Source organism: Hanstruepera ponticola (assembly GCF_002940745.1).
In the GTDB taxonomy this organism is placed as follows: domain Bacteria; phylum Bacteroidota; class Bacteroidia; order Flavobacteriales; family Flavobacteriaceae; genus Hanstruepera; species Hanstruepera ponticola.
This window is the reverse complement of record NZ_POTB01000001.1, coordinates 2,401,116-2,423,405: the sequence shown is the minus strand read 5'-3', so window position 1 is coordinate 2,423,405 and position 22,290 is coordinate 2,401,116. Positions and strand designations below refer to the sequence as shown.

At 32.8% G+C, this 22,290-nt stretch carries 22 protein-coding genes; 15 read left to right on the top strand and 7 right to left on the bottom strand.

The window, feature by feature from the left end; genetic code table 11:
* Positions 1–21: 21 nt before the first annotated feature.
* A complete protein-coding gene (locus tag C1S72_RS11020; RefSeq protein WP_104735643.1) occupies positions 22–2,658 on the bottom strand; it encodes a valine--tRNA ligase in 2,637 nt (878 codons plus the stop codon).
* Positions 2,659–2,844: 186 nt separating this feature from the next.
* On the opposite strand from C1S72_RS11020, the gene C1S72_RS11015 reads away from it, so the two are divergent.
* Positions 2,845–3,270 carry a DUF1573 domain-containing protein gene (locus tag C1S72_RS11015; RefSeq protein WP_104735642.1) on the top strand — a complete coding sequence of 142 codons (426 nt, stop codon included), beginning with the start codon at positions 2,845–2,847 and terminating at the stop codon, positions 3,268–3,270.
* 49 nt (positions 3,271–3,319) lie between these two features.
* Here the strand turns inward: C1S72_RS11015 and C1S72_RS11010 are convergent, their stop codons facing one another.
* Positions 3,320–4,669 carry a retropepsin-like aspartic protease gene (locus C1S72_RS11010; RefSeq protein WP_104735641.1) on the bottom strand — a complete coding sequence of 450 codons (1,350 nt, stop codon included), beginning with the start codon at positions 4,667–4,669 and terminating at the stop codon, positions 3,320–3,322.
* 120 nt (positions 4,670–4,789) lie between these two features.
* Between C1S72_RS11010 and C1S72_RS11005 the strand changes: the two genes are divergently transcribed.
* The 10 genes from C1S72_RS11005 to C1S72_RS10960 all read left to right on the top strand — a co-directional run bounded on the left by C1S72_RS11005 (position 4,790) and on the right by C1S72_RS10960 (position 14,586).
* Positions 4,790–5,980: a pyridoxal phosphate-dependent aminotransferase gene (locus C1S72_RS11005; protein ID WP_104735640.1), complete on the top strand. Its 1,191-nt coding sequence runs from the start codon at positions 4,790–4,792 to the stop codon at positions 5,978–5,980.
* A complete protein-coding gene (gene murB, locus C1S72_RS11000; protein WP_104735639.1) occupies positions 5,980–6,993 on the top strand; it encodes a UDP-N-acetylmuramate dehydrogenase in 1,014 nt (337 codons plus the stop codon). The genes C1S72_RS11005 and murB overlap by 1 nt, the downstream gene beginning before the upstream one ends.
* A gap of 64 nt (positions 6,994–7,057) precedes the next feature.
* On the top strand, positions 7,058–7,603 hold the full coding sequence (locus C1S72_RS10995) for an RNA polymerase sigma factor (protein ID WP_104735638.1): 546 nt from the start codon (positions 7,058–7,060) through the stop codon (positions 7,601–7,603).
* Positions 7,600–8,391, top strand: a complete 792-nt coding sequence (locus C1S72_RS10990; protein ID WP_104735637.1) for an anti-sigma factor — start codon at positions 7,600–7,602, stop codon at positions 8,389–8,391. Before C1S72_RS10995 ends, C1S72_RS10990 begins: the two co-directional genes overlap by 4 nt.
* A gap of 90 nt (positions 8,392–8,481) precedes the next feature.
* Positions 8,482–8,685, top strand: coding sequence for a membrane or secreted protein (locus C1S72_RS10985; protein WP_104735636.1), 204 nt, complete (start codon positions 8,482–8,484; stop codon positions 8,683–8,685).
* A gap of 11 nt (positions 8,686–8,696) precedes the next feature.
* A complete protein-coding gene (locus tag C1S72_RS10980) occupies positions 8,697–9,806 on the top strand; it encodes a glycosyltransferase (RefSeq protein ID WP_104735635.1) in 1,110 nt (369 codons plus the stop codon).
* Positions 9,797–10,351, top strand: a complete 555-nt coding sequence (locus tag C1S72_RS10975) for an RNA polymerase sigma factor (protein ID WP_104735634.1) — start codon at positions 9,797–9,799, stop codon at positions 10,349–10,351. The genes C1S72_RS10980 and C1S72_RS10975 overlap by 10 nt, the downstream gene beginning before the upstream one ends.
* Before the next feature lie 84 nt (positions 10,352–10,435).
* A complete protein-coding gene (gene lipA / locus C1S72_RS10970; RefSeq protein ID WP_104735633.1) occupies positions 10,436–11,314 on the top strand; it encodes a lipoyl synthase in 879 nt (292 codons plus the stop codon).
* The gene (gap, locus tag C1S72_RS10965; protein WP_104735632.1) at positions 11,314–12,312 is read left to right on the top strand and encodes a type I glyceraldehyde-3-phosphate dehydrogenase; all 999 of its coding nucleotides are present in this window, start codon (positions 11,314–11,316) and stop codon (positions 12,310–12,312) included. Before lipA ends, gap begins: the two co-directional genes overlap by 1 nt.
* A gap of 48 nt (positions 12,313–12,360) precedes the next feature.
* On the top strand, positions 12,361–14,586 hold the full coding sequence (locus tag C1S72_RS10960; RefSeq protein ID WP_104735631.1) for an ATP-binding protein: 2,226 nt from the start codon (positions 12,361–12,363) through the stop codon (positions 14,584–14,586).
* A gap of 4 nt (positions 14,587–14,590) precedes the next feature.
* Here C1S72_RS10960 and lpxK read toward each other — a convergent pair whose 3' ends face one another.
* On the bottom strand, positions 14,591–15,601 hold the full coding sequence (lpxK, locus tag C1S72_RS10955; protein WP_104735630.1) for a tetraacyldisaccharide 4'-kinase: 1,011 nt from the start codon (positions 15,599–15,601) through the stop codon (positions 14,591–14,593).
* A 127-nt stretch (positions 15,602–15,728) separates the two neighbouring features.
* On the opposite strand from lpxK, the gene C1S72_RS10950 reads away from it, so the two are divergent.
* From C1S72_RS10950 to msrA, 3 genes are all read left to right on the top strand, one after another.
* Complete coding sequence (locus C1S72_RS10950; protein WP_104735629.1) at positions 15,729–16,823, top strand: Nif3-like dinuclear metal center hexameric protein; 1,095 nt, start codon at positions 15,729–15,731, stop codon at positions 16,821–16,823.
* Positions 16,824–16,826: 3 nt separating this feature from the next.
* Positions 16,827–17,606, top strand: coding sequence for a zinc ribbon domain-containing protein (locus C1S72_RS10945; protein WP_104735628.1), 780 nt, complete (start codon positions 16,827–16,829; stop codon positions 17,604–17,606).
* Between the two features lie 125 nt (positions 17,607–17,731).
* Positions 17,732–18,388 (top strand): peptide-methionine (S)-S-oxide reductase MsrA, encoded by a 657-nt coding sequence (gene msrA, locus C1S72_RS10940; RefSeq protein WP_104735627.1) that lies wholly within the window; start codon positions 17,732–17,734, stop codon positions 18,386–18,388.
* Positions 18,389–18,590: 202 nt separating this feature from the next.
* Here msrA and C1S72_RS10935 read toward each other — a convergent pair whose 3' ends face one another.
* From C1S72_RS10935 to C1S72_RS10925, 3 genes are read right to left on the bottom strand one after another with little or no spacing between them, the layout of a single operon-like run.
* Positions 18,591–19,724 carry a low temperature requirement protein A gene (locus C1S72_RS10935; protein ID WP_162919969.1) on the bottom strand — a complete coding sequence of 378 codons (1,134 nt, stop codon included), beginning with the start codon at positions 19,722–19,724 and terminating at the stop codon, positions 18,591–18,593.
* A gap of 28 nt (positions 19,725–19,752) precedes the next feature.
* Positions 19,753–20,271 (bottom strand): peroxiredoxin-like family protein, encoded by a 519-nt coding sequence (locus C1S72_RS10930; protein WP_104735625.1) that lies wholly within the window; start codon positions 20,269–20,271, stop codon positions 19,753–19,755.
* A 10-nt stretch (positions 20,272–20,281) separates the two neighbouring features.
* Positions 20,282–20,863 carry an NAD(P)H-dependent oxidoreductase gene (locus tag C1S72_RS10925; RefSeq protein ID WP_104735624.1) on the bottom strand — a complete coding sequence of 194 codons (582 nt, stop codon included), beginning with the start codon at positions 20,861–20,863 and terminating at the stop codon, positions 20,282–20,284.
* 105 nt (positions 20,864–20,968) lie between these two features.
* Between C1S72_RS10925 and C1S72_RS10920 the strand changes: the two genes are divergently transcribed.
* Positions 20,969–21,364 (top strand): winged helix-turn-helix transcriptional regulator, encoded by a 396-nt coding sequence (locus C1S72_RS10920; RefSeq protein ID WP_104735623.1) that lies wholly within the window; start codon positions 20,969–20,971, stop codon positions 21,362–21,364.
* A 114-nt stretch (positions 21,365–21,478) separates the two neighbouring features.
* Here C1S72_RS10920 and C1S72_RS10915 read toward each other — a convergent pair whose 3' ends face one another.
* Positions 21,479–22,279 carry a class I SAM-dependent methyltransferase gene (locus C1S72_RS10915; protein ID WP_104735622.1) on the bottom strand — a complete coding sequence of 267 codons (801 nt, stop codon included), beginning with the start codon at positions 22,277–22,279 and terminating at the stop codon, positions 21,479–21,481.
* Positions 22,280–22,290 lie beyond the last annotated feature (11 nt).

Genomic DNA, 22,290 nt, shown 5'->3' with positions numbered 1-22,290 from the left:
GGTGTTGATACTTTAATTTAGTTATTTTAAACTCGCTAAACTTGCTTTTAAAGTTTCAATTTTAGCTAAAGCATCGGCTTCTTTTTTCTTTTCACTTGCCACAACTTGCTCTGGTGCCCCAGAAACAAAACGTTCATTTGATAATTTTTTCTGAACTGATTTCAGGAATCCTTCTGTATAATTTAACTCTTCTGTAAGCTTTTTGATTTCTTCTTCAAGATTTATAGCTCCAGAGATAGGAATAAAATACTCATTAGATTTCACCCTGAATGTTAGGGCGCCATCAACAGCTTCGGAAACATATTGAAAAGCATCTATATTACCAAGTTTTTTAATAACCTCATCAAAAATAGCAGATACATTTTCATTATTTATAATAGAAAAATCGATACTATCCTTAAATGAAATATTCTTTTCCTTTCTCATATTCCTAATTCCAGAAACGACTTCTTGGGCGAAATTAAATCCAGAAATCAACTCCTTATTTACAGTTTTTTTCTCTGGCCATTTAGCAACAATAAGCGCTTCTTCTGGTTGTCTTTCTTCCATATATTGCCAAATTTCTTCTGTCAAAAATGGCATAAACGGATGCAATATTTTTAAGATATTTTCAAAACTTGAAATAACACCATCTAGTGTTTTAGCATCAATTGGTTGTTGGTATGCTGGCTTAACAATTTCCAGTAACCAGGAAGCAAAATCATCCCAAATTAATTTGTAAGTTGCCATTAAAGCATCTGACAGCCGATATTTACTATAATGGTCCTCAATTTCTGCTAAAGTCTCTTGAAATTTAGCTTCAAACCATTCTAAAGCTACTTTACTGGATTCAGGCTGTTTTATGTTTTCACTTACCTCCCAACCTTTCACTAAACGGAATGCATTCCAAATTTTATTTGCAAAACCTTTTCCTTGATTACAAAGTGCTTCATCGAACATAAGGTCATTTCCCGCTGCAGAGCTTAATAACAATCCAACACGGACACCATCTGCACCGTAATCTTCAATAAGTTTTAAGGCATCAGGAGAATTCCCTAGAGACTTACTCATTTTACGACGTTGCTTATCACGAACCAATCCTGTTAAATAAACATTTTCAAAAGGTTTTTCACCTTTATACTCATATCCAGCTATAATCATTCGAGCAACCCAAAAGAATAAGATATCTGGACCAGTTACTAAATCGTTTGTTGGATAGTAGTATTTTATTTCTTCATTTTCAGGGTTTCGGATGCCATCAAAAACATTCATAGGCCATAACCAAGCAGAAAACCATGTATCAACAACGTCTAAATCTTGATGTAAGTCGTTAGTTTCTAATTCTGGGTTATTAGTTTGTTCTTTGGCTAAAACTAAAGCTTCTTCAATAGTCTTAGCCACAACAAAGTCCTCCTTACCATCGCCATAGTAAAACGCAGGTATTTGTTGTCCCCATCGCAACTGACGAGAAATATTCCAATCACGAATATTTTCCAACCAATGTCTATAGGTATTTTCAAATTTTTTAGGATACAACTTAATATCAGGTTTATCTCCCAAAACAGCTTCGATTGCAGGTTTCACCAATTCTTCCATTTTTAAGAACCATTGATCCGATAGTCTAGGTTCAATAATGGCCTTGGTACGTTCTGAAATACCTACTCTGTTGTTATAATCTTCTATTTTAAGAATATGACCTTTTTCCTCTAACTCTTTAACAATTTCCTTACGCACAACAAATCGATCATTTCCTTCGTAATGCAAGCCATAACTATTTAGTGTTGCATCTTCATTAAAGATGTCTATGACTTCTAAATTGTGCTTATCGCCAAGAACTTTATCGTTTTCATCATGTGCTGGAGTCACTTTTAAGCATCCTGTTCCGAATTCAACATCTACATATTCATCTTCAATAATTGGAATAATTCGACCATTAATGGGCACAATCGCTCTTTTTCCTTTTAAATTGGCATGGCGTTCATCATTTGGATTAATACATATTGCGGTATCACCTAAAATGGTTTCAGGTCTTGTTGTAGCAATTGTTAAGGTTTTATCACTGCCTTCAACTTGATAATTTATGTAGTAAAGTTTTCCTTGCTTCTCAATATATTCAACTTCTTCGTCAGAAAGTGTTGTTTTGGCTTCAGGATCCCAATTTACCATACGATAACCACGATAAATCATACCTTTATTGTATAAGTCAACAAAAACCTGAATGACTGCTTCTGACATATCGTCATCCATTGTAAATTTGGTTCTATCCCAATCACACGAACAACCTAGTTTTTTAAGTTGTTCTAAAATAACTCCTCCATATTCATGTGTCCAATCCCAAGCATGTTTTAAAAACTCTTCACGTGATAAGTCGTTTTTATCAATTCCTTGCTCTTTTAATTTAGCAACTACTTTAGCTTCTGTAGCAATAGATGCATGATCTGTACCAGGTACCCAACAAGCATTTTTGCCTTGTAGGCGTGCACGACGAATTAAAACATCTTGAATAGTATTATTCAACATATGTCCCATATGCAAGACTCCTGTGACATTAGGAGGCGGAATAACAATTGTGTAAGGTTCTCTGTTATCAGGTTTTGAATGAAAATAATTATGTTTCATCCAGTAATCATACCACTTACCTTCTACTTGATTGGCATCATATTTTGATGGAATTTGCATACTTTGGAATAGTTTTTGAAATACAACAGGCAAAAGTACTTATATTTCTTTTTTATATAAAATTATATGAATGTTATATGTACATTTGTTTAAGTAAAATATATTTATGGGTGTGCATTACGTCTAAAAATTTTGTAGAATGTATAAAAAGTGACTATGTTTACCACTGAATTAAATTAATATATTATGAAACATTTAATTACCATATTGTTTATCGGATTAATAGGTTTTTCAGTAAATGCGCAAGAAAAAGTTGCAAAGATTGAATTTAAGGACACTACTATTGATTACGGTACCATTGAAAAAGGAGCTGATGGCGTAAGAGTTTTTGAATTTACAAATACTGGGAATGCACCACTAATTATTTCTAATGTGAAATCTAGCTGTGGTTGTACAGTACCTAAAAAACCAGATGGCCCAATTGCACCAGGTGAAACAGGTGAAATTCAAGTGAAATATGACACGAATCGTGTTATGCCAATTAGAAAAACTATTACGGTAATGTCCAATGCAGATACACCAACGATAGCTCTAAAGATTAAGGGTGAAGTAATTGACCCAAGCAAAACGAGTGTTCTTGAGAAAAAAGATAAGAGCGTGATGAGCAAATAATTCTAGCTCCTAATATAAAATAAAAAACCCTTGAATTGTCAAGGGTTTTTTATTTGAGCATATCTTTAAGCTGAAATTTATATTCAAATATTTTGCCTTGCCTATCGAGCAACAACGTTATTCGCTTTCCATTTTTTCCACTAAAACTCTCTATGACCTCTTGTAATGTAGAATCTTTTACATCTTTACCATTAACCTCCAATATAATATCGCCTAATTCTACACCCGCTAATTTTGCAGGACTATTATCACGTAGCTTCACTACTTCAAAAGCAGGCTTTACGTCCAATCTATAGTTTCTAGATGAAGGCTTATCGGTAAGTGGCTCTGACATATTATTGGTACTAAACAAAAGTCTTCCTTCGTTGAGAGTATAGTAATAATCTTTAACTACTCTAAAACCACGATGTTCAATATCTATTCCACTTTTGTTATACTTAAATTCCTTCTTAAAAAAGTTGTTTTTCTTCAAAATAACACTTTCTTCTTTGTAATTAAAGGTAATGTTGAATCGTTTTAGTATTTCAGCCCCTACTGTTCCATTTCTATCCTTTATTCGTCTTAAAGTCTCAATCGATGAACCTTCTGGAAAAGCAACCAATGATTCATTGAATTGAAATGCGCCTATAGACAAACTTTCAACTTTTGATCGTTTACCATAAAGACTTCCGCTCAATCCATAACCCAAAAAATCTTCAAAGTAATTATCGGTAGAAACAATGTCTTTAGACTCATCCTCAAATAGCCATAAGGCGTCACTTGCGCCAGTATCAATCAATACATTTATTGGAATATTCTTATCTTCAAGAGTAACTTCAGCTTTTAAATAAGGTTTATTGTTAAAAAATCGCAAAGAATGTTTTTCACATTTATTGCAAAGCCTTTCTTTATATTCAGCATGCTTGATGATTTTTAAATGTTTCTTGGCATAATTAACTTCAACAACAAAATCCTTGAACAAGTCGTATCCTATTATTCCGTGAATGGGCATACCCAATTTAGGTGCATAATCCAAACCTGTATTATAAACGGCATAAATAGTTTGATTGAACTTTACAGCATCACCAATTTTAAAGATATTGTTTTTAGACTTTACAGCTTCAACAACCTCACCTTCTCCTAATCCTTTTAAATAAATAGTTTCTTTAGTCTGCTCATCAATAATATCAAAACCATCAAGAATATTAAATAAAATAGGCTTATTAACACCGCTATCAAGTATAAAAGATAGTTCAACATTATTGACTTCAACAGGAATAATAATTAAATTATTGATTAGTTGAAACGGTATTTTATCAGAATCCATATTGCTCGGTAAAGCAAAACTGTTACCTTGAGAATAGGTAAAATGACCTGTAGTCATTAATAAAAAAAACAATATAGATACCCAACGGTTCATTCTTTTAGAAGCTAACGATTATTTAAAATACGAAATAAATTTGATACAATTGCCAAATAGGGCTGTTTTAACAATTAAATTAAGATTATTTTTAAGAACTTTACCGCCAAATTAAAAGACATGCCTAGAATATCAAGAAAAGGAGAATCCATGCCGCAATCTCCAATCAGAAAGTTAGTACCTTATGCTGAAATGGCATATAAACAAGGAAAAACTGTTTACCATTTAAATATTGGACAACCAGATATTAAAACTCCAGAAGTAGCTTTGGATGCTGTTAAAATAAACTCTCTTGATATTTTAGCTTACACGAGATCTGAAGGTTCAGATGAGTATCGTCAAAAAATTGCTGATTATTACAGTAAGCATCAAATTCAGGTTAACAAGGAAGATATAATAGTTACTACAGGAGGTAGTGAAGCGCTTCTATTTGCCTTTGGCAGTGTTATGGACACAGATGATGAAATTATTATACCTGAACCATTCTATGCCAATTACAATGGTTTTTCAACTGCCTCAGGCGTTAACATCGTGCCTGTTATATCAAAAATTGAAGATAATTTTGCTTTACCTCCTATTGAAGAGTTTGAAAAACTTATCACACCAAAAACAAAGGCTATTTTAATCTGTAATCCAGGAAACCCAACAGGATATTTATATTCAAAAGAAGAAATCAAAAAATTAGCGCAAATTGTAAAAAAGCATGACTTATTTTTAATTGCTGATGAAGTTTACAGAGAATTTGCTTATGATGGCGTAATCCACTACTCTATTATGCAAGAGGAAGGTTTGGATGAACATGCTATCATGATTGACTCTGTATCAAAACGTTATAGTATGTGTGGTGCTAGAATTGGTTGTTTGGTTTCCAAAAATAAGACTGTAATTTCTACCGCGTTGAAATTTGCCCAAGCACGATTAAGTCCGCCAACATTGGCACAAATTGCTAGTGAAGCAGCATTGCAAACACCTCAAAGCTATTTTGATAATGTCATTTCAGAATATGTTGAAAGAAGAAATATATTAATTTCTGAATTGGAAAAAATTGAAGGTGTCAAAGTTGCCAAACCTAAAGGTGCTTTTTATTGTATTGTTGAATTACCAGTAAAAAATTCAGATAATTTTGCGCAATGGCTTTTAGAAAGTTTTGATGTTGATGGTGAAACGGTTATGGTTGCTCCAGCTGCAGGCTTCTATTCATCTCCTAATGTAGGACTAAATCAAATTCGTATAGCTTATGTATTGCAAAAAGATAGTTTAATTAAAGCCGTTAATATTTTAAAAGAAGCTCTAAAAGTTTATAAGGATTAGTGAAAATACAACACGACATATCTTTAAAATCTTATAACACATTTGGCATAGATGTAAAAGCCAAGCATTTTATATCTGTAACGAGTATCAATGAATTATTGGAGGTTTTAAAACTTGAAGAGAATTCAGATATATTTATTCTAGGTGGTGGCAGCAATATGTTGCTTACACAAGACATTAATACGCTGGTCGTTCACGTTAATCTCAAAGGGATATCTATTGTCTCTGACGATGAAGATCACGTAATAATCAATGTAAAAGCTGGCGAGAATTGGCACGATTTTGTTTGTTGGTGCCTTGAGCATGATTTTGGTGGTTTAGAAAATCTATCGCTCATTCCAGGTAATGTAGGAACTGCACCAATACAAAATATTGGTGCCTATGGTGTTGAACTCAAAGACCACTTTGTTTCCTGCGAAGCACTCAACGTATATTCAAGAGAAATAAAAACTTTTACTAAATCGGAATGTCATTTTGATTACAGAAATTCAATATTTAAACAAGAACTAAAAGGATCCTATATTATTTGCAGTGTCACTTTTAAACTCACAAAAAGAGCACATGTATTGCACACATCATATGGTACAATTCAAAACGAATTGGACCATATGGAAATAACAAATCCCAATATTCAGGATATTTCAAAAGCCGTTGTAACTATCAGAAAAAGCAAACTACCTGATCCAAAAGAGATTGGTAACAGCGGTAGTTTTTTTAAAAATCCTGTAATTGATAAATTGGCATTTCAAAAATTAGCTGAAAAATTTGAAGATATTCCAAGTTACATTGTTTCAGAAAATGAAATAAAAGTGCCAGCTGGTTGGCTAATTGAAAAAGCTGGTTTTAAAGGAAAGCGATTTGACAATTATGGTGTTCATAAAAAACAAGCTCTTGTTTTAGTAAATTATGGAGGTGCCAATGGTGATGACATTTTAAATCTCTCAAAATTAATTCAAAATACCATTTTACGTATTTTTGGTATTGAAATTGAAGCTGAAGTTAATATTATTTAAATAATAAGAAATTAATAACTTTGGCGTTATTAAACAATTAAACTAACCTATACCTTATATATACTTGAGCACACTAATTGAAAAACAGATAGTTAGCTTACTAGAAAAAAGTGACAAAAGGGCTATTTCATTACTGTATGAAAACTATGCCGATTCACTTTATGGTGTTATTTCCAAGGTTTTAACTGATGAAGATTTGGCACAGGATGCTTTGCAAGAAACCTTTATTAAAGTATGGAAAAAAGCAAAATCTTATGATGCCTCAAAAGCTAAACTATTTACTTGGCTTTACCGGATTGCTTATAACACGGCAATTGATAAAGTTCGATCATACAATAATAAGTCAAGTAAAGAAATCCAAATAGAAAGTTCAAACGTATATAAATTAACAGCGGATAGTTTAAACCAAGATGTGCTTGACATAAAAAAGCATTTAAACACCTTGGATGAAAAATATCAGATTGTTATCAATGCTCTCTTTTTTGAGGGCATGACCCAGCAAGAAGCCAGTGATGAACTAGAAATACCGTTGGGCACTATAAAATCGAGATTAAAAATTGGGCTTCGTGAACTTAAAAAGATTTACGACCCAGAATTAAAACAGTCATGAATGATAAAATAACTACAATATTAAATTCTGACCTTTTAGAAAAATATCTACTAGGTGAAACCAATACGTCTGAAACTGTATTGGTAGAATCTTACATTTCGAAGTATCCCGAAATACAAAAAGCTTACAATGACTTGCAAGACAATCTAGAAATTGTTGCAAAAAGTAATGCTATTGAAGCTCCAAAAGGCATTTTAAACAATATTTTGGAAGAACTTGATAAAAAACCAGTAATTGCAATTACCAGTTCAAGAAAAAAATGGTATAAATATAGTATTGCAGCTAGTATTGCGGCATTAATATTTGCAGGTACTGCCTACAAGTTTTACAACATGAATCAAAAATTATCACACGAAAATCAAGTAGTTGTTGACGAGATTTTTGATTTACGAGATGATATTTCAAAAAATAACAAACGTTTGGATGAGATTATGAAGCAGTTTAAACAACTCAATAATCCTGAAACCGAAAAGTATATCATAAATGGTAACCACAGAGCTAAAAACTTAAAAACTGTTGCCTACATTAACCCAAAAGAAAAAACCTCAATGATTGATGTTGTTTCTTTACCACAATTGCCAGAAGAGCAATGTTATCAAATCTGGGCTGAAGTTGAAGATAAAATGGTTAGTTTGGGTATTTTAAGTGAAACAGACAGGCAATTAAGGGAAATTCCTTATGCTGAAGATGCACTGGCTTTAAGCATAACTATTGAGCCTAAAGGTGGTAACTCTAGTGCAACTCTTGAAAATGCAGTAGCTGAAATTCCACTCAATAAAATAAAGTAATTTTATAATATCGTAAAACAAGCCTTGTTTTTCATTGAAAAGCAAGGCTTGTTTTTTTTTATATATTATCTTTGCAAAAAATCATAAATAATGAAACTTCTTCTAATAACATTAGTTTTGCTTGGGATTGCTATAGCAGGAATTGCTATTAAGCTATGGGCAAAAAAAAATGGAGAATTTGCCGGAACATGTGCCAGCCAAAACCCTATGCTAAATAAAGAAGGTGAGGCTTGTGGCTTTTGCGGAAAAACACCCGATCAATTTGATAGCTGTAACGAACCGCAACATTCCTAGTTTATACGCTTATGGTTTTAAGCTTACTTTTCTATGTATTTATTGTATTAGTATGCTTTCAAATATTATATTTCTTAATTGTTTTTACCAAAATTAGTTTTCATAAAGCTTTAAGCACTCCAATAAAAGAATTATCTATTTCTGTCATTGTTTGTGCAAAAAATGAGGAAGAAAACCTAAAAAATTTCCTACCATCCATATTGGAACAAAACTACGCCAACTTTGAAGTGGTTTTAATTAATGATGCTTCCCATGATGATAGCCTACTTGTTATGGAAGATTTTGCCAATAAGTATAAAAACATAAAAATTGTAAACGTTAAAAATAACGAGGCTTTTTGGGCAAATAAAAAATATGCATTAACACTAGGGATTAAAGCTTCAAAACATCCCTACTTATTATTTATTGATGCTGACTGTAAACCTAGATCGAACAATTGGATTCGAGAAATGAGTTCACAATTCCAATCTGGCAAAAATATTGTTTTAGGTTATGGTGCTTATACTAAAATTAAAAATTCCTTATTAAATAAACTTATAAGGTTCGAGACAATGCTCACTGCAATGCAATATTTTTCTTGGGCAAAAATAGGAATCCCATATATGGGTGTTGGTAGAAATTTAGCTTATACAAAAAATACTTTTTTTGAAGCGAGTGGTTTTATGTCTCATATGCATATAAAATCTGGAGATGACGACCTTTTTATAAATCAAATCGCTAATTCAGAAAATACTGCCATCAGTCTTTCACCTGATAGTTTCACTATATCAACACCAAAAACATCTTTTAAAGACTGGATAAACCAAAAAAAGAGACATATCACTACAGCAAATCATTATAAAACCAATCACAAATTTATCCTTGCTTTTTATTACTTATCGCAATTAGGGTTTTGGCTATTGAGTATTCTACTGTTGATTTTACTGTTTAAATGGGAAATTGTCTTAACACTTTTCTTACTACGTATCTTAATTCAATACGTTGTTTTTTTTGGAGCATCGAAAAAATTGGATGAAAAGGACATCATCTTTTTCCTTCCTTTCTTCGATTTCTTTTTGGTTGCTTTTCAATTGACTATATTTATATCAAACCTTATCTCAAAACCTAGACATTGGAAATAAAAGAAGCAATCCTAAAAGCCAAACAGAACAATCAAAAGGCTTTTAATTTTTTACTAGACACCTTTTGGGATGATGTTTACGGTTTTCAATTGAAACGCACCCAAAATGAAAATGATGCAGAGGACATCACAATTCAGGCTTTTTCTAAAGCCTTTGATAAGATAGAAACTTACAATAGTGACTATAAATTTAAAACTTGGCTTATTACCATTTCCAAAAACATACACATTGATTTAGTCAGAAAAGAAAAAAACTCCATTTCTCAAAGTATTACAAATACCCATGATGAGGAGTATTATGATGTTTTAGACGAATCACCTTCACCCGAGGACAAACTCATTACAGATCAGAATCTGGCAAAATTACTTCGTGATATAAAAAAATTAAAACCGCATTACCAGGAAGTTATTAATTTAAGATACTTTCAGGAATTAAGCTATAAGGAAATCTCTCATCAGCTTGATGAACCTATGAATAATATAAAGGTCAAGCTGCTACGTGCCAAAAAATTATTGGCTGAAATCATTCAAAAAAAGTCAGATTAAGACTTCTTAAACACAAAGGTCTTAATACTCAAAAACAACATTTAAGATATTAGTTTTGTATCTTTGCCGCGCAATTAATAGTATATGAAGACTGAAACAAAATCAAATATATTACCTGGCCGTGAACCCAAACCAAAATGGTTACGTGTAAAATTACCAACTGGTAAGAAATACACCGAATTAAGAGGGTTGGTAGATAAATACAATCTTAATACCATCTGCACATCGGGTAGTTGTCCAAACATGGGTGAATGTTGGGGAGAAGGCACAGCTACTTTTATGATTTTGGGAAATATTTGTACCAGATCATGTGGTTTTTGTGGTGTAAAAACTGGAAGACCTGAAACAGTTGATTGGGATGAACCAGAAAAAGTAGCCCGCTCCATAAAAATCATGAAAATAAAACATGCTGTTTTAACCAGTGTGGATCGTGATGACCTAAAAGATATGGGTAGCATTATGTGGGCTGAAACTGTAAAAGCAGTCAGACGGATGAATCCTGAAACCACTTTAGAAACTTTAATACCAGATTTTCAGGGTATAGAGAGACATATTGATAGAATTATTGAAGTTGCTCCAGAAGTTGTATCACATAATATTGAAACCGTTCGTAGGTTAACACGTGAAGTGCGTATTCAAGCAAAATACGATAGAAGTTTAGGTGTTTTAAAATATTTAAAAGAACAAGGACAAAGACGAACCAAATCTGGTATCATGCTCGGTTTAGGAGAAACCAGAGAAGAAGTCATTGAAACCCTTCACGACTTAAAAGCAAATGATGTTGATGTTGTCACCATTGGGCAATATTTGCAACCTAGTAAAAAACATTTACCCGTAAAACGGTTTATCATGCCAGACCAATTTGAAGAATACAAGGAAATTGGTCTAGACTTGGGTTTCAGACATGTAGAAAGCAGCGCACTAGTGAGATCTTCCTACAAAGCTCAAAAACATATTAATTAATGATTCGCATTGGAATAAATGGTTTTGGGCGTATTGGCCGTAGAGTATTTCGACTTTTACAAGACCATACAGAACTTAAGGTTGTTGCCATTAATGACTTGGCTGACAGTAAAACCTTAAGTCATTTATTAAAATATGACAGTATTCACGGTATTTTCAATCAAAACCTATCTTACGACGAAAATCATATTATTGTCAATAGCCGAAAAATTCCGCTGTCAAATCACAAACATCCAAAAGATATTGATTGGAAATCCAATAAAGTTGATATCGTTATAGAAGCTACCGGGAAATATAAAACTTCTAAAGCCCTCAATAAGCATTTAACCAATGGAGCCAAACAGGTTATTTTAAGCGTTCCACCGTTAGAAGATGACATAAAAACGATTGTACTTGGAATAAATGATGATAGTTTAGATGGTACTGAAAAAATTATTTCAAATGCCTCCTGTACTACCAACAACGCTGCGCCAATGATTGATGTTGTAAATAAATTATGTGGTGTTAAGCAAGCCTACATTACTACAGTTCACTCCTACACAACCGATCAAAGTCTGCACGATCAACCACACAAAGACTTAAGGCGTGCAAGGGCAGCCGGTCAATCTATTGTTCCAACTACAACAGGTGCAGCCAAAGCACTAACAAAAATATTCCCAGAACTATCTGATGTTATTGGCGGATGCGGTATTCGTGTTCCTGTAGCCAATGGTTCTCTAACCGATATTACTTTTAACGTTAAAGAAGAAACATCGATTGAAAATATCAACAAAGCCTTTAAATCAGCTTCTGAAGGCTATTTAAAAAATATTCTTGCCTACACCGAAGATCCAATCGTTTCCATTGATATTGTTGGAAATACCCATTCTTGTATATTTGATTCTCAAATGACTTCTGTTATCGGAAACATGGTAAAAATCATTGGATGGTATGATAATGAAACTGCCTATTCTCAAAGAATTATTGATTTAATTTGCAATTTATCGATAAAAAAGTGACTTTTATCGAATAAATATTTATATTTGTCGATATATAGTAATAATAAAATGTCCCAGATTACAAAATATATATGTGCTATTATATGCTTGTTTAGCATCAGTATTTCATCACAAAATGAAATAAGTGAGGATCCTGAGACTATACAAATTAGTATTGATTATAAGATTGATCAGGCACAAAAAGACATTGAAAACAGCGATTATTTTGAGGCTCAAAAAAAGCTTGAAGATGCGCTTGTTCTCGCCGAACAGATTAGTAGTAAAAAAAGTATAGGTATTATTTACTCTAAAATGGGCAAGCTTCAATATATTATTGAAGAGCCTGATGATGCTTTAGTAAGCCTTTTTAAAGCTAATGAGATTCAAAGATTAGCCAAAGACGATGTGAATTTAGCCGAAACTTACAAGGTTTTGGGTAATGTTTACAGCAGTAAAAAAGATTACCGCCAAGCTTTAGATTATTTCATCTCTTCAAAATCTTTATTTGAACAAGAAGGACTCAATGATTTTGTGTCCGAAGTACTACTCTACGAAGGAAAAACACTAATCAAGTTAGAGGATTTTAATAATGCAAAAAAACAATTAGAAAAATCCATATCACTGGCAACACGCTACGAACTTAACAAAATTAAAAGTAGTGCCATGATTTACAATGGTTATGCATTGGTAAAACTGGGTCAAACAGATGTTGGTTTACAAACAGCAAATGATGGCTTAAAAATAGCCAAAGAATATGGGTTTAATACAGTTCTATCTAACGGTTTTCTGGTATTATCTGACATCAATCAAATAATTGGCAATTATAAGGAATCAAATGCTTTCCTAAAACTGCACATGACACTTTCGGATTCACTGCTAGAGTTGAAGCGAGAAAGTTTATCTCCTGAAAAGCGCATTCAGGTATTGCTTAATAACCAAACGGAATTTCAAAAACAGCAAGCTGCCGATTTAGAAGAACAAAAAGAAGCCAATAGCTTGAGTAAACTGACAACTATTTTAAGTATTGCTTTAATTACTATTCTGTCCCTATTGACACTTTCTTTATATAAGAACAACAATATTAGGCTCAAGACCAACAATATGCTCCATAAAAAAAATGGCGAGCTTATAATTGCAAAAGAAAAAGCTGAATTAGCGTCTAAAACAAAAGCCAATTTCCTTTCAACTGTAACTCACGAGTTGCGCACACCACTTTACGCAGTTACAGGCTTGACAAATATGCTATTGGATGAAGATCCCAAACCCAATCAACTTCAGCATTTAAAATCATTAAAATTTTCTGGAGAATATTTATTAACCTTCATCAATGATATTTTACAGATAAATAAAATAGAAGCCAATAAAGTTGATATTGAACCTGAAAACTTCAACCTGAAGAAAAAAATAACCAATGTTATTGCCGCCTTAAACAATTCAGCATTGGACAACAACATCCAAATGCATTTTGAGTATGATAGTGACTTACCTGAAACTTTTAATGCAGACCAGCTTAAAATATCGCAAATATTAATAAATTTAATAGGTAATTCTATTAAATTTACAAAAGATGGCGATATCTGGGTTAGAGCTTATAAGTTAAAGCAGGACGGTAATGATTATGTGGTACGTTTTGAAATTGAAGATAATGGTATAGGTATCAGTAAGGAAAAACAAGAAATGCTTTTTGAAAGCTTCGCCCAAGGTTCCATTCAAATTAACCGAAAATATGGTGGTACTGGTTTAGGTTTATCCATTGTTAAAGGACTTATTGAAATACTAAAAGGTAAAATATATTTAAAGAGTGAACTAGGCAAAGGCTCAACTTTTACTTTTGAGATACCAGTTAAATATGCTGAAGCAGTAGCCAAGCCTAAAAAAGTTGAATATTTTAATAATATTGACGAATTGGAATTAAGCAACATTAAAATATTAGTCGTTGAAGACAACAAAATCAATCAAATGATTACTAAAAAGATTTTGAATAAAATGAAGCTTAATTGTGAGGTTGTTGATAATGGTGAAGATGCTGTTAGCAAAGCTAAAGAAACCACTTATGATGTGATATTAATGGACATTCATATGCCAGGTATTAGCGGACTCGAAGCTACTAAACTTATTCGTGGATTTGATAAGAATATAACAATTTTTGCACTTACTGCTGTCACCCTTGAAGACAAAATGCATGAGTTTGACGAAGCCGGATTTACTGATATTATTTCAAAACCATTCAAGCAAGAAGATTTCGAGAAAAAATTATACGAAGCACTTATTGGAGGCAAAACGGAATCGGCTTAATTGATTAATGACAACCCTTTACTAACTCGATTACTTTACTATCAAATACGTCCGAATCTTCTATTCGAGTTGTAATAGGTAGATAAAACAACTTATCTTTTAAAGTATTATATGTTTTCAACCGCATATAATCTTTCTCTGTGGTTACAATAACATCTTTTTGTTCTAGCACTTTAATATCAGCACTTGAAAAATTATGATGGTCTTTATAATTTAGATGCTCATACTCTGACCCATTTCTATCTAAATGTTCAAGCAAAGGCTTTGGATTTGCAATTCCTGTAACCAATGTAAATGGTTTTAAACTATTTATCATTAAGGTTTCAGAATCACTAAAAACCGCTTCTGAATAGTCTATGGTACTAAAAAAAACCATTTGATATTCTTCAGGATTAATTGCTTTGGTGATTCGTTCTTTATCATGTTCCGAAACACCTAAAGGGCATTTAGTAACTACAATAATATCAGCACGCTTAGCCCCTTTTCTTGGCTCTCGTAAATTACCAGTTGGCAAAACAATATCATTTGTATATAAATTATGATAACTGGTCAATAAAATATTAATGCCTGCTTTCACTTTTCTGTGCTGAAAAGCATCATCCAATATGATTAAATCTGGCTTATTTTGCAATTCTCGTAATTGAGATATCCCATGCTGTCGTTGCTCATCAACAGCAACCACTACATCTTCTTTAAACTTATGATAAAATTGATAAGGCTCATCACCCAATGTTTGAGCTGTGGTATTTTCAGTAGCCATTAAAAAACCCTTGGTTGCTCTACCATAACCCCTACTTAACGTCGCTAGCGTAAAATCTTCTTTAAGCAAGCGTATCAAATATTCAACCATGGGTGTTTTACCAGTGCCTCCTGTACTTAAATTACCAACACATATAACAGGGAAACTATAGGCTTTTGATTTTTTCAAACCCAAGTCATATAATTTATTCCGCAACCAGGTAACCATAAAGTAAATGGGAACAACAGGAAATAGTAAGGTTCTTAAAAATCTCATTGTTGTGACAATAACACATAATTTAAAACAAAGTAAAGATTATTTTTTTACAACACCTTTTTCATCAATTATAAAATATGAGATTCATGCTTGTAAAAATTTTATCTTTGTTTGAAATACACTATTTATGATTATACAAGATGTAATTAATCATTTGGAAACATTGGCTCCACAAGCTTATGCCGAAGATTTTGATAATACAGGACTTTTGGTTGGTAATTCACAAGCAAAACTAACAGGTATATTGGTAACTCTAGACACTTTAGAAACTGTTGTTGATGAAGCTATAGAAAACAACTGCAACTTAATTGTTAGTTTTCACCCTATAATTTTCAAAGGTTTGAAAAAACTGACTGGAAAAACATATGTTGAACGAACTGTTTTAAAAGCCATTCAAAACAACATAAGTATTTATGCCATTCACACCGCTCTGGACAATGCCAAATTAGGTGTAAATAATATCATTTGTGAACAATTGGGTTTAAATAATCGTAAAACCTTAATTCCGCAATTGCAAACCATTAAGAAGTTGACGACCTATGCACCCATTTCAGAAGCTGAAGCATTGCGTCAAGTACTTTTTAATGCTGGAGCTGGAAATATTGGCAACTACAGCGAGTGTAGTTTCAATGTTGAAGGAACTGGCACCTACAAGGGCAACGAAGATTCCAATCCTACAAAAGGCAAGAAACTGGAACAGCATCAAGAACCTGAATCGCAAATTTCAGTAACATTTGCAAAACATGCCGAGTCCAAAGTTTTAAAGGCCCTATTTGAAAATCACTCTTATGAAGAAGTCGCTTATGAGGTTGTAACACTCGAAAATACCAATCAAAATATTGGTATAGGTATGATTGGTGAGTTAGAAAAACCGCTATCAGAAAATGATTTTTTGCGCTTGTTGAAAGCTAAAATGAATACCGAAAGCGTCAGACATACCAAATTATTGGAAAAACCCATCAGTAAAGTTGCTGTCTTGGGAGGGTCAGGCAGTTTTGCTATTTCTGCCGCTAAACGTGCTGGTGCTGACATATTTGTGACATCTGACTTAAAATATCACGACTTTTTTCAAGCTGAAAATAACATCGTATTGGCCGATATTGGTCATTATGAAAGTGAGCAGTTCACAAAAAACTTTTTAGTGACGTATCTTACAAAAAAAATTACTAATTTTGCAGTCGTTTTATCAAAGACCAATACCAATCCTGTTAAGTATTTTTAAAGTATGGCAAAAAAGAAAGAAGTAACTGTAGAAGAGCGCTTAAGAGCATTATACGATTTACAACTTATCGATTCTCGTATCGATGAAATTAGAAACGTTCGTGGAGAACTTCCTTTAGAAGTTCGTGATTTAGAAGATGAAGTTGCTGGATTAAACACCAGATTTGAAAAACTGGAAGCAAGTTTAGAGGTCATCAATAACGATATTAGCTCTAAAAAGAATCTTATTGAAGAGGCTAAAGCCTTAATCAAAAAATATAACGAGCAACAAAAAAATGTTCGTAATAACCGTGAGTTTAACTCTATTTCAAAAGAGATTGAATATCAGGAATTGGAAATTCAATTAGCTGAAAAAAACATCAAAGAATATAAAGCTCAAATTGAGCAAAAGAAAGAGGTTATTGCCGAAACTAAAGACCGTTTAAAAGAGCGCCAAACACATCTTAAGCATAAGAAAAGTGAGTTAGATGCCATTTTAGCCGAAACTGAAAAAGAGGAAGAAGCTTTAATTAAGAAATCAGACGACTACAAAAACTCTATTGAAGAGCGTTTAGTTGCTGCGTATTCTCGCATAAGAAACAATGTAAAAAATGGATTAGCTGTTGTGCCAATTGAAAGAGGTGCTTCTGGTGGATCATTCTTTACAATTCCACCACAAGTTCAAATGGAAATTGCTTCACGTAAAAAAATAATTACTGACGAGCATAGTGGCCGTATTTTGGTAGATGCGGCTTTAGCTGAAGAAGAAAAAACAAAAATGGAAAAAATGTTTGCTAAACTATAATCCATTCACACGAATACTTAAAACCCCAGACTTTTCGGTCTGGGGTTTTTTATTTAATAAAACTTTCACGGTTGCTTGATTAAGGTTTTCTGCTTTATTTCGTCTATTAAAAGAAAAACTTATTTATGAAATCAATACTTCCATTCTTTTTATTAGCACTTTTTTGGAGTTGTAGTAACACGGCTCAAACAAACCCAGAACAACTAGCTGTAATTAATGCAGAACCCATTGAAGTTCCTCTGCAAAATGGCAAAGCCAAAGCCTATTTTGCCAGTGGTTGTTTTTGGTGTGTTGAAGCTGTTTATGAAAGTGTAATAGGTGTTAATGAAGCCATTTCAGGATATGCTGGCGGACACACAAAGAATCCAACCTACGAGGCCAGCAATACAGGACGCACTGGACATGCTGAAGCCGTAGAAGTAATTTACGACCCCAATGTGGTGAGTTTCTCAACATTGGTGGATGTTTATTTCGCATCACAAAACCCAACACAGGTTAATGGTCAAGGTCCAGATAGGGGCTCACAATATCGCTCCATAATTTTTTATCAAAACCAAGAGCAAAAAGATATTATTTTAAAAAAGAAAGCCGCTCTCCAAAAACAATTAGATAAACCTGTTGCTGCAGAAGTGTATCCGTTTCAAAAATTCTGGGTAGCAGAGGATTATCACCAAGACTACGAACGTTATAATCGAGATAATCCTTACGTTCAGAATGTTTCTATTCCGCGTTTAAATCGTTTTAAACGAAAAATGCCAGAGGTATTGAAGGAGAATCATTAAATCAATTCCTGTGGAAACAGGAATCTATTTTAATTATCATTCATGGCTGTCACATTGAGCTTGTCGAAATGCTGTAAAGACAAACTTGTAATTTGATTTTTTAAATTAAAAAAGTGGAATTCGTTTACAGCAGATATAAACCATTAAAACGATTTCATGCCTTATCGTTGTACGCAAGCTGAAAGACTGTTTCAAATCTTTATTAATCCAAAAACCTCGACACGTCCTTTGTCAATGTAAACTTAAAATTCCCTATTGTGTAGTATAACATTCCAATTGTTATACCTATAAGTGCATATTCAATTTTTGGAAGAAACGTTGAACCCACTGTTATAAAAACACAAATAAGTGTATTGATAACTATAGGTTTTCTAAAAGGTGGTAAAAATTTAAAATATATGGTTTGTTTTCCTACATAAAAGAAACACATTCCTACTATTGCCAGTACCCTAAAATCGTTTTGGTTTAAATCATTCAAAATAGCATGTCTGATGACATTAGCTAATATCACAAATCCCATAGCAAGAAAGAAGTGAGAATAAATAAGAGTAAAACCATTCTTCATTGCTATTAATCTTTCCATTACATGAAAGCTATCATAATAAATCCACCAGATTAATCCTATCATTATAAATCCAGTTACGGCAGCAATGACACTCAATGCATCCCAATTAATATCTCTTAAGGCTGTTGTTAAACTAATAATAGATTCACCTAAAAGTATAATGGAAAGAAGACCAATTCTTTCAACTAAATGCTCTTTATGTACTGGAGGCACATTCTTGTTTTTGCTTACAAGAATAAAAGCTATCATTTCAAAAAAGATTCCTAAAACTAAAGTAATTTCTCTGTAAGGATCAGGGAAGAGAAATGAAGCACCAATAATAATTGTTCCAATAATTATAATTATACCGCATTTACTAGCATACTCTTTTGACTCATTAAGTGCTTTAGTAGAATTAATATACAGGCCTGCTATAATGATTTGAATAACTGCATAAAAGCCAATAAACAACCCATAGTTTTCAAATAAATCACTACCTAAAAAGGCAGTCATTGTTATCATTAAAAACATGATAGCCAAACTTGAAATTCTATGGTACCTACTATCTGTGTCAAAACGATTAGCAAATAAGGTGTGCAGCGTCCAAATCCACCAAATAGATAGGAATTGAAGAGGAAACATCCAAATTTGTTTAGGATCTATATGATTATGATGAGTATGTGCAAGTTGATGCGTAACAATACCTATACTGGACACAAAAACCAAATCAAAAAAAAGCTCCAACCATGTGGCATGCCTATTTTGAACTAAATATTTGAATGTTTTCTTCAACAGAAACTATATTTTAACATATACAAAATTATAACATTTCTCCACGAGCTGGATAATGAGCTGTAATAATGTAATCTACCGCTTTTACAAAAGATGGTAAATATGGTCTTCCCCAAGGATTACTGTTTATAGCTGAATAATAAACTTGGTTACTATTGTCAATTAAAAATAATCCTGGTTCACTAAACTCACTTGGTTCACCCTCTTTTACACCTGCACTTAAATACAAAGCCCAATCTCTGGCTGATTTTTCAGATAAACCATAGCCCAAAGTAAGATTAGACAATTCCCACTTTTGACGAGAAAGTCTAGCTCTCTTTTCGGTATCCATACTTACAGCTACAACATTAACGCCTCTTTGCTCAAATTCGGGTAACAATTCTTGTAATTGTTGTAAGTACTTTTTACATAAAGGACAATGCAATCCTCGATAAAAAACAACCAAAGTAAAGTTGCCTGGTTTTTGGTCTGCTAAATTCCATTGATTTCCATCTAATAATGGGAATTGTAAATCTGGTGCTGTATGTTTTGGTGTTGGTCTATTCATAATTAATACTTTAAAAGTTTGCTTTTAAATGATTTTCAAAACGATTAAAATCATTCTCTATTTCAGGGTTTTTCATTACATCATATGCCACAAAAGTTGGTAATGGTTCAAAACCAAACCATTTAAAATTAAGATGCATAGGTTTTAGTAAGTCATCTTCACTCATACCATTAAAAAAAGTTTCCTCTGGATTATTAAAAGCTTCTTTTGGTGCATTAGCCGTTACTGACATCATATACTTTCCGTTTAACTTTCCACCTAATCCGTAATTCTTCTTCGGTGCTTCTTTACTTCTTCCATCACCATTAGACATTTCGCCCATCATACCCATCGAAAATACTTCATCTATATATTTTTTAAATGACCAACTAACACCCATCCAGTTTAAAGGAGTTTGAAAAAAGACAACATCTGCCCATTTAAATTTTTCAATTTCTTCATTGACATTATAATTGTCTTTCATTGTAGTTTTCTTGATATTGTAACCGTTGCTCTTAAAGTAGGTTTCTGCTTTTTTAGTTAAACTTGCGTTTAACTTTCCTTCTGAAAACGGATATTTTTGATGCCCATTTATTATAAAAATATTTTTCATTTTAAATTTTTAATTACATTTGTATCGCAAAGAAACTAATAATAGTTTAAAAATGAAACTATAGTGTTTGAATTTGAACAAATAGTGGTAACCAAAAAGTAACTAATGGCAAGAAAATATATAGACAACCCAAATGCATGTACCCTTGTGCATACGATGAACATCATTGGCAATAAATGGAAACCGATTATTTTGTATTTACTATCAAATGGTTCTATACGATTTGGGATGCTGAATACTCTAATACCTACGATATCAAAAAAGGTGCTGACTAATCAGCTGAAAGAATTAGAAAACGATGGTTTACTTTTAAGACAGTCTTTTGCTGAAATTCCGCCAAGAGTTGAATATTCATTAACCGAAAAAGCAGTTGGACTTTTACCCGTTTTAAAGTTGTTAAGTGATTGGGCAAATGAAGCTTATCCCGAAATGGACTTTGAACAATGTAGAATAATAGAAAATGGAAAAAAGCCAGCGTACAACAACGTATATAAAAAATAGCGGTTTAAGCGCCTAATCGAAAATAAATTTTATAAATTTAAGGTCAGTACCAAACCGAAAAGTCCGTGAGTAAAATCCGCTACTTTTCATATACAAAACCGTTAGCGAAACCTCCTAAATCTTCCTAGCCTTCACCTCAAAAATTAAGGGATACAATTTATCTTGAGTGATAAACATACCAGAATCGGTTTTAACCAAATCAGGCAATACATCATACGGGCTTTCATCGTACTCATTTAAATAATCAATCTGCAAACCTGCTTCTGTTAAAGCATTAATAACTTCGCCTAATCCATGATTCCAACCGTATTCTTTACTTACCATTTTAGAGTTGGTGTCAGCGTATGTACCTTCATATTCTTCATAAATAGCTTCATCTTGCATGTAACCATATTTCATAACCGGTTTCCCTTTTAAATAATCAAACATCCAAACTATGGGGTGAAATTCTACCATATAAAATGTGCCACCTGGCTTTAAGCGTTCGGCTATCATTTGTCCCCAAGGTTTTAAATCGGGCAACCAACCAATCACACCATAACTGGTAAACACTATATCAAATGATTCGTTTATATGTTTAGAAGTATCCAAAACATTACAACACACAAATTCGGCATCTAATTGTAATTCGTTATTAAGGGTTTGAGCTAGTTTTATACCTTCGTCGCTTAAATCTACACCTACACATTGTGCTCCCAACCGACTCCAACTCAAGGTATCCTGCCCAAAATGACATTGCAAGTGTAATAATGACTTCCCATTAATATCACCAAGAGCGTTCAACTCATAAGGCATCAAAGAATTATTGCCATTTTTAAACGCTTGTAAATCATACATCTGGCTTTTAGAATGTATCTTTACTTTCTCATTCCATGTAGCTTTATTAATTTCGAAATAGTTGTTTTCGGTATTCATAATAAACTAGA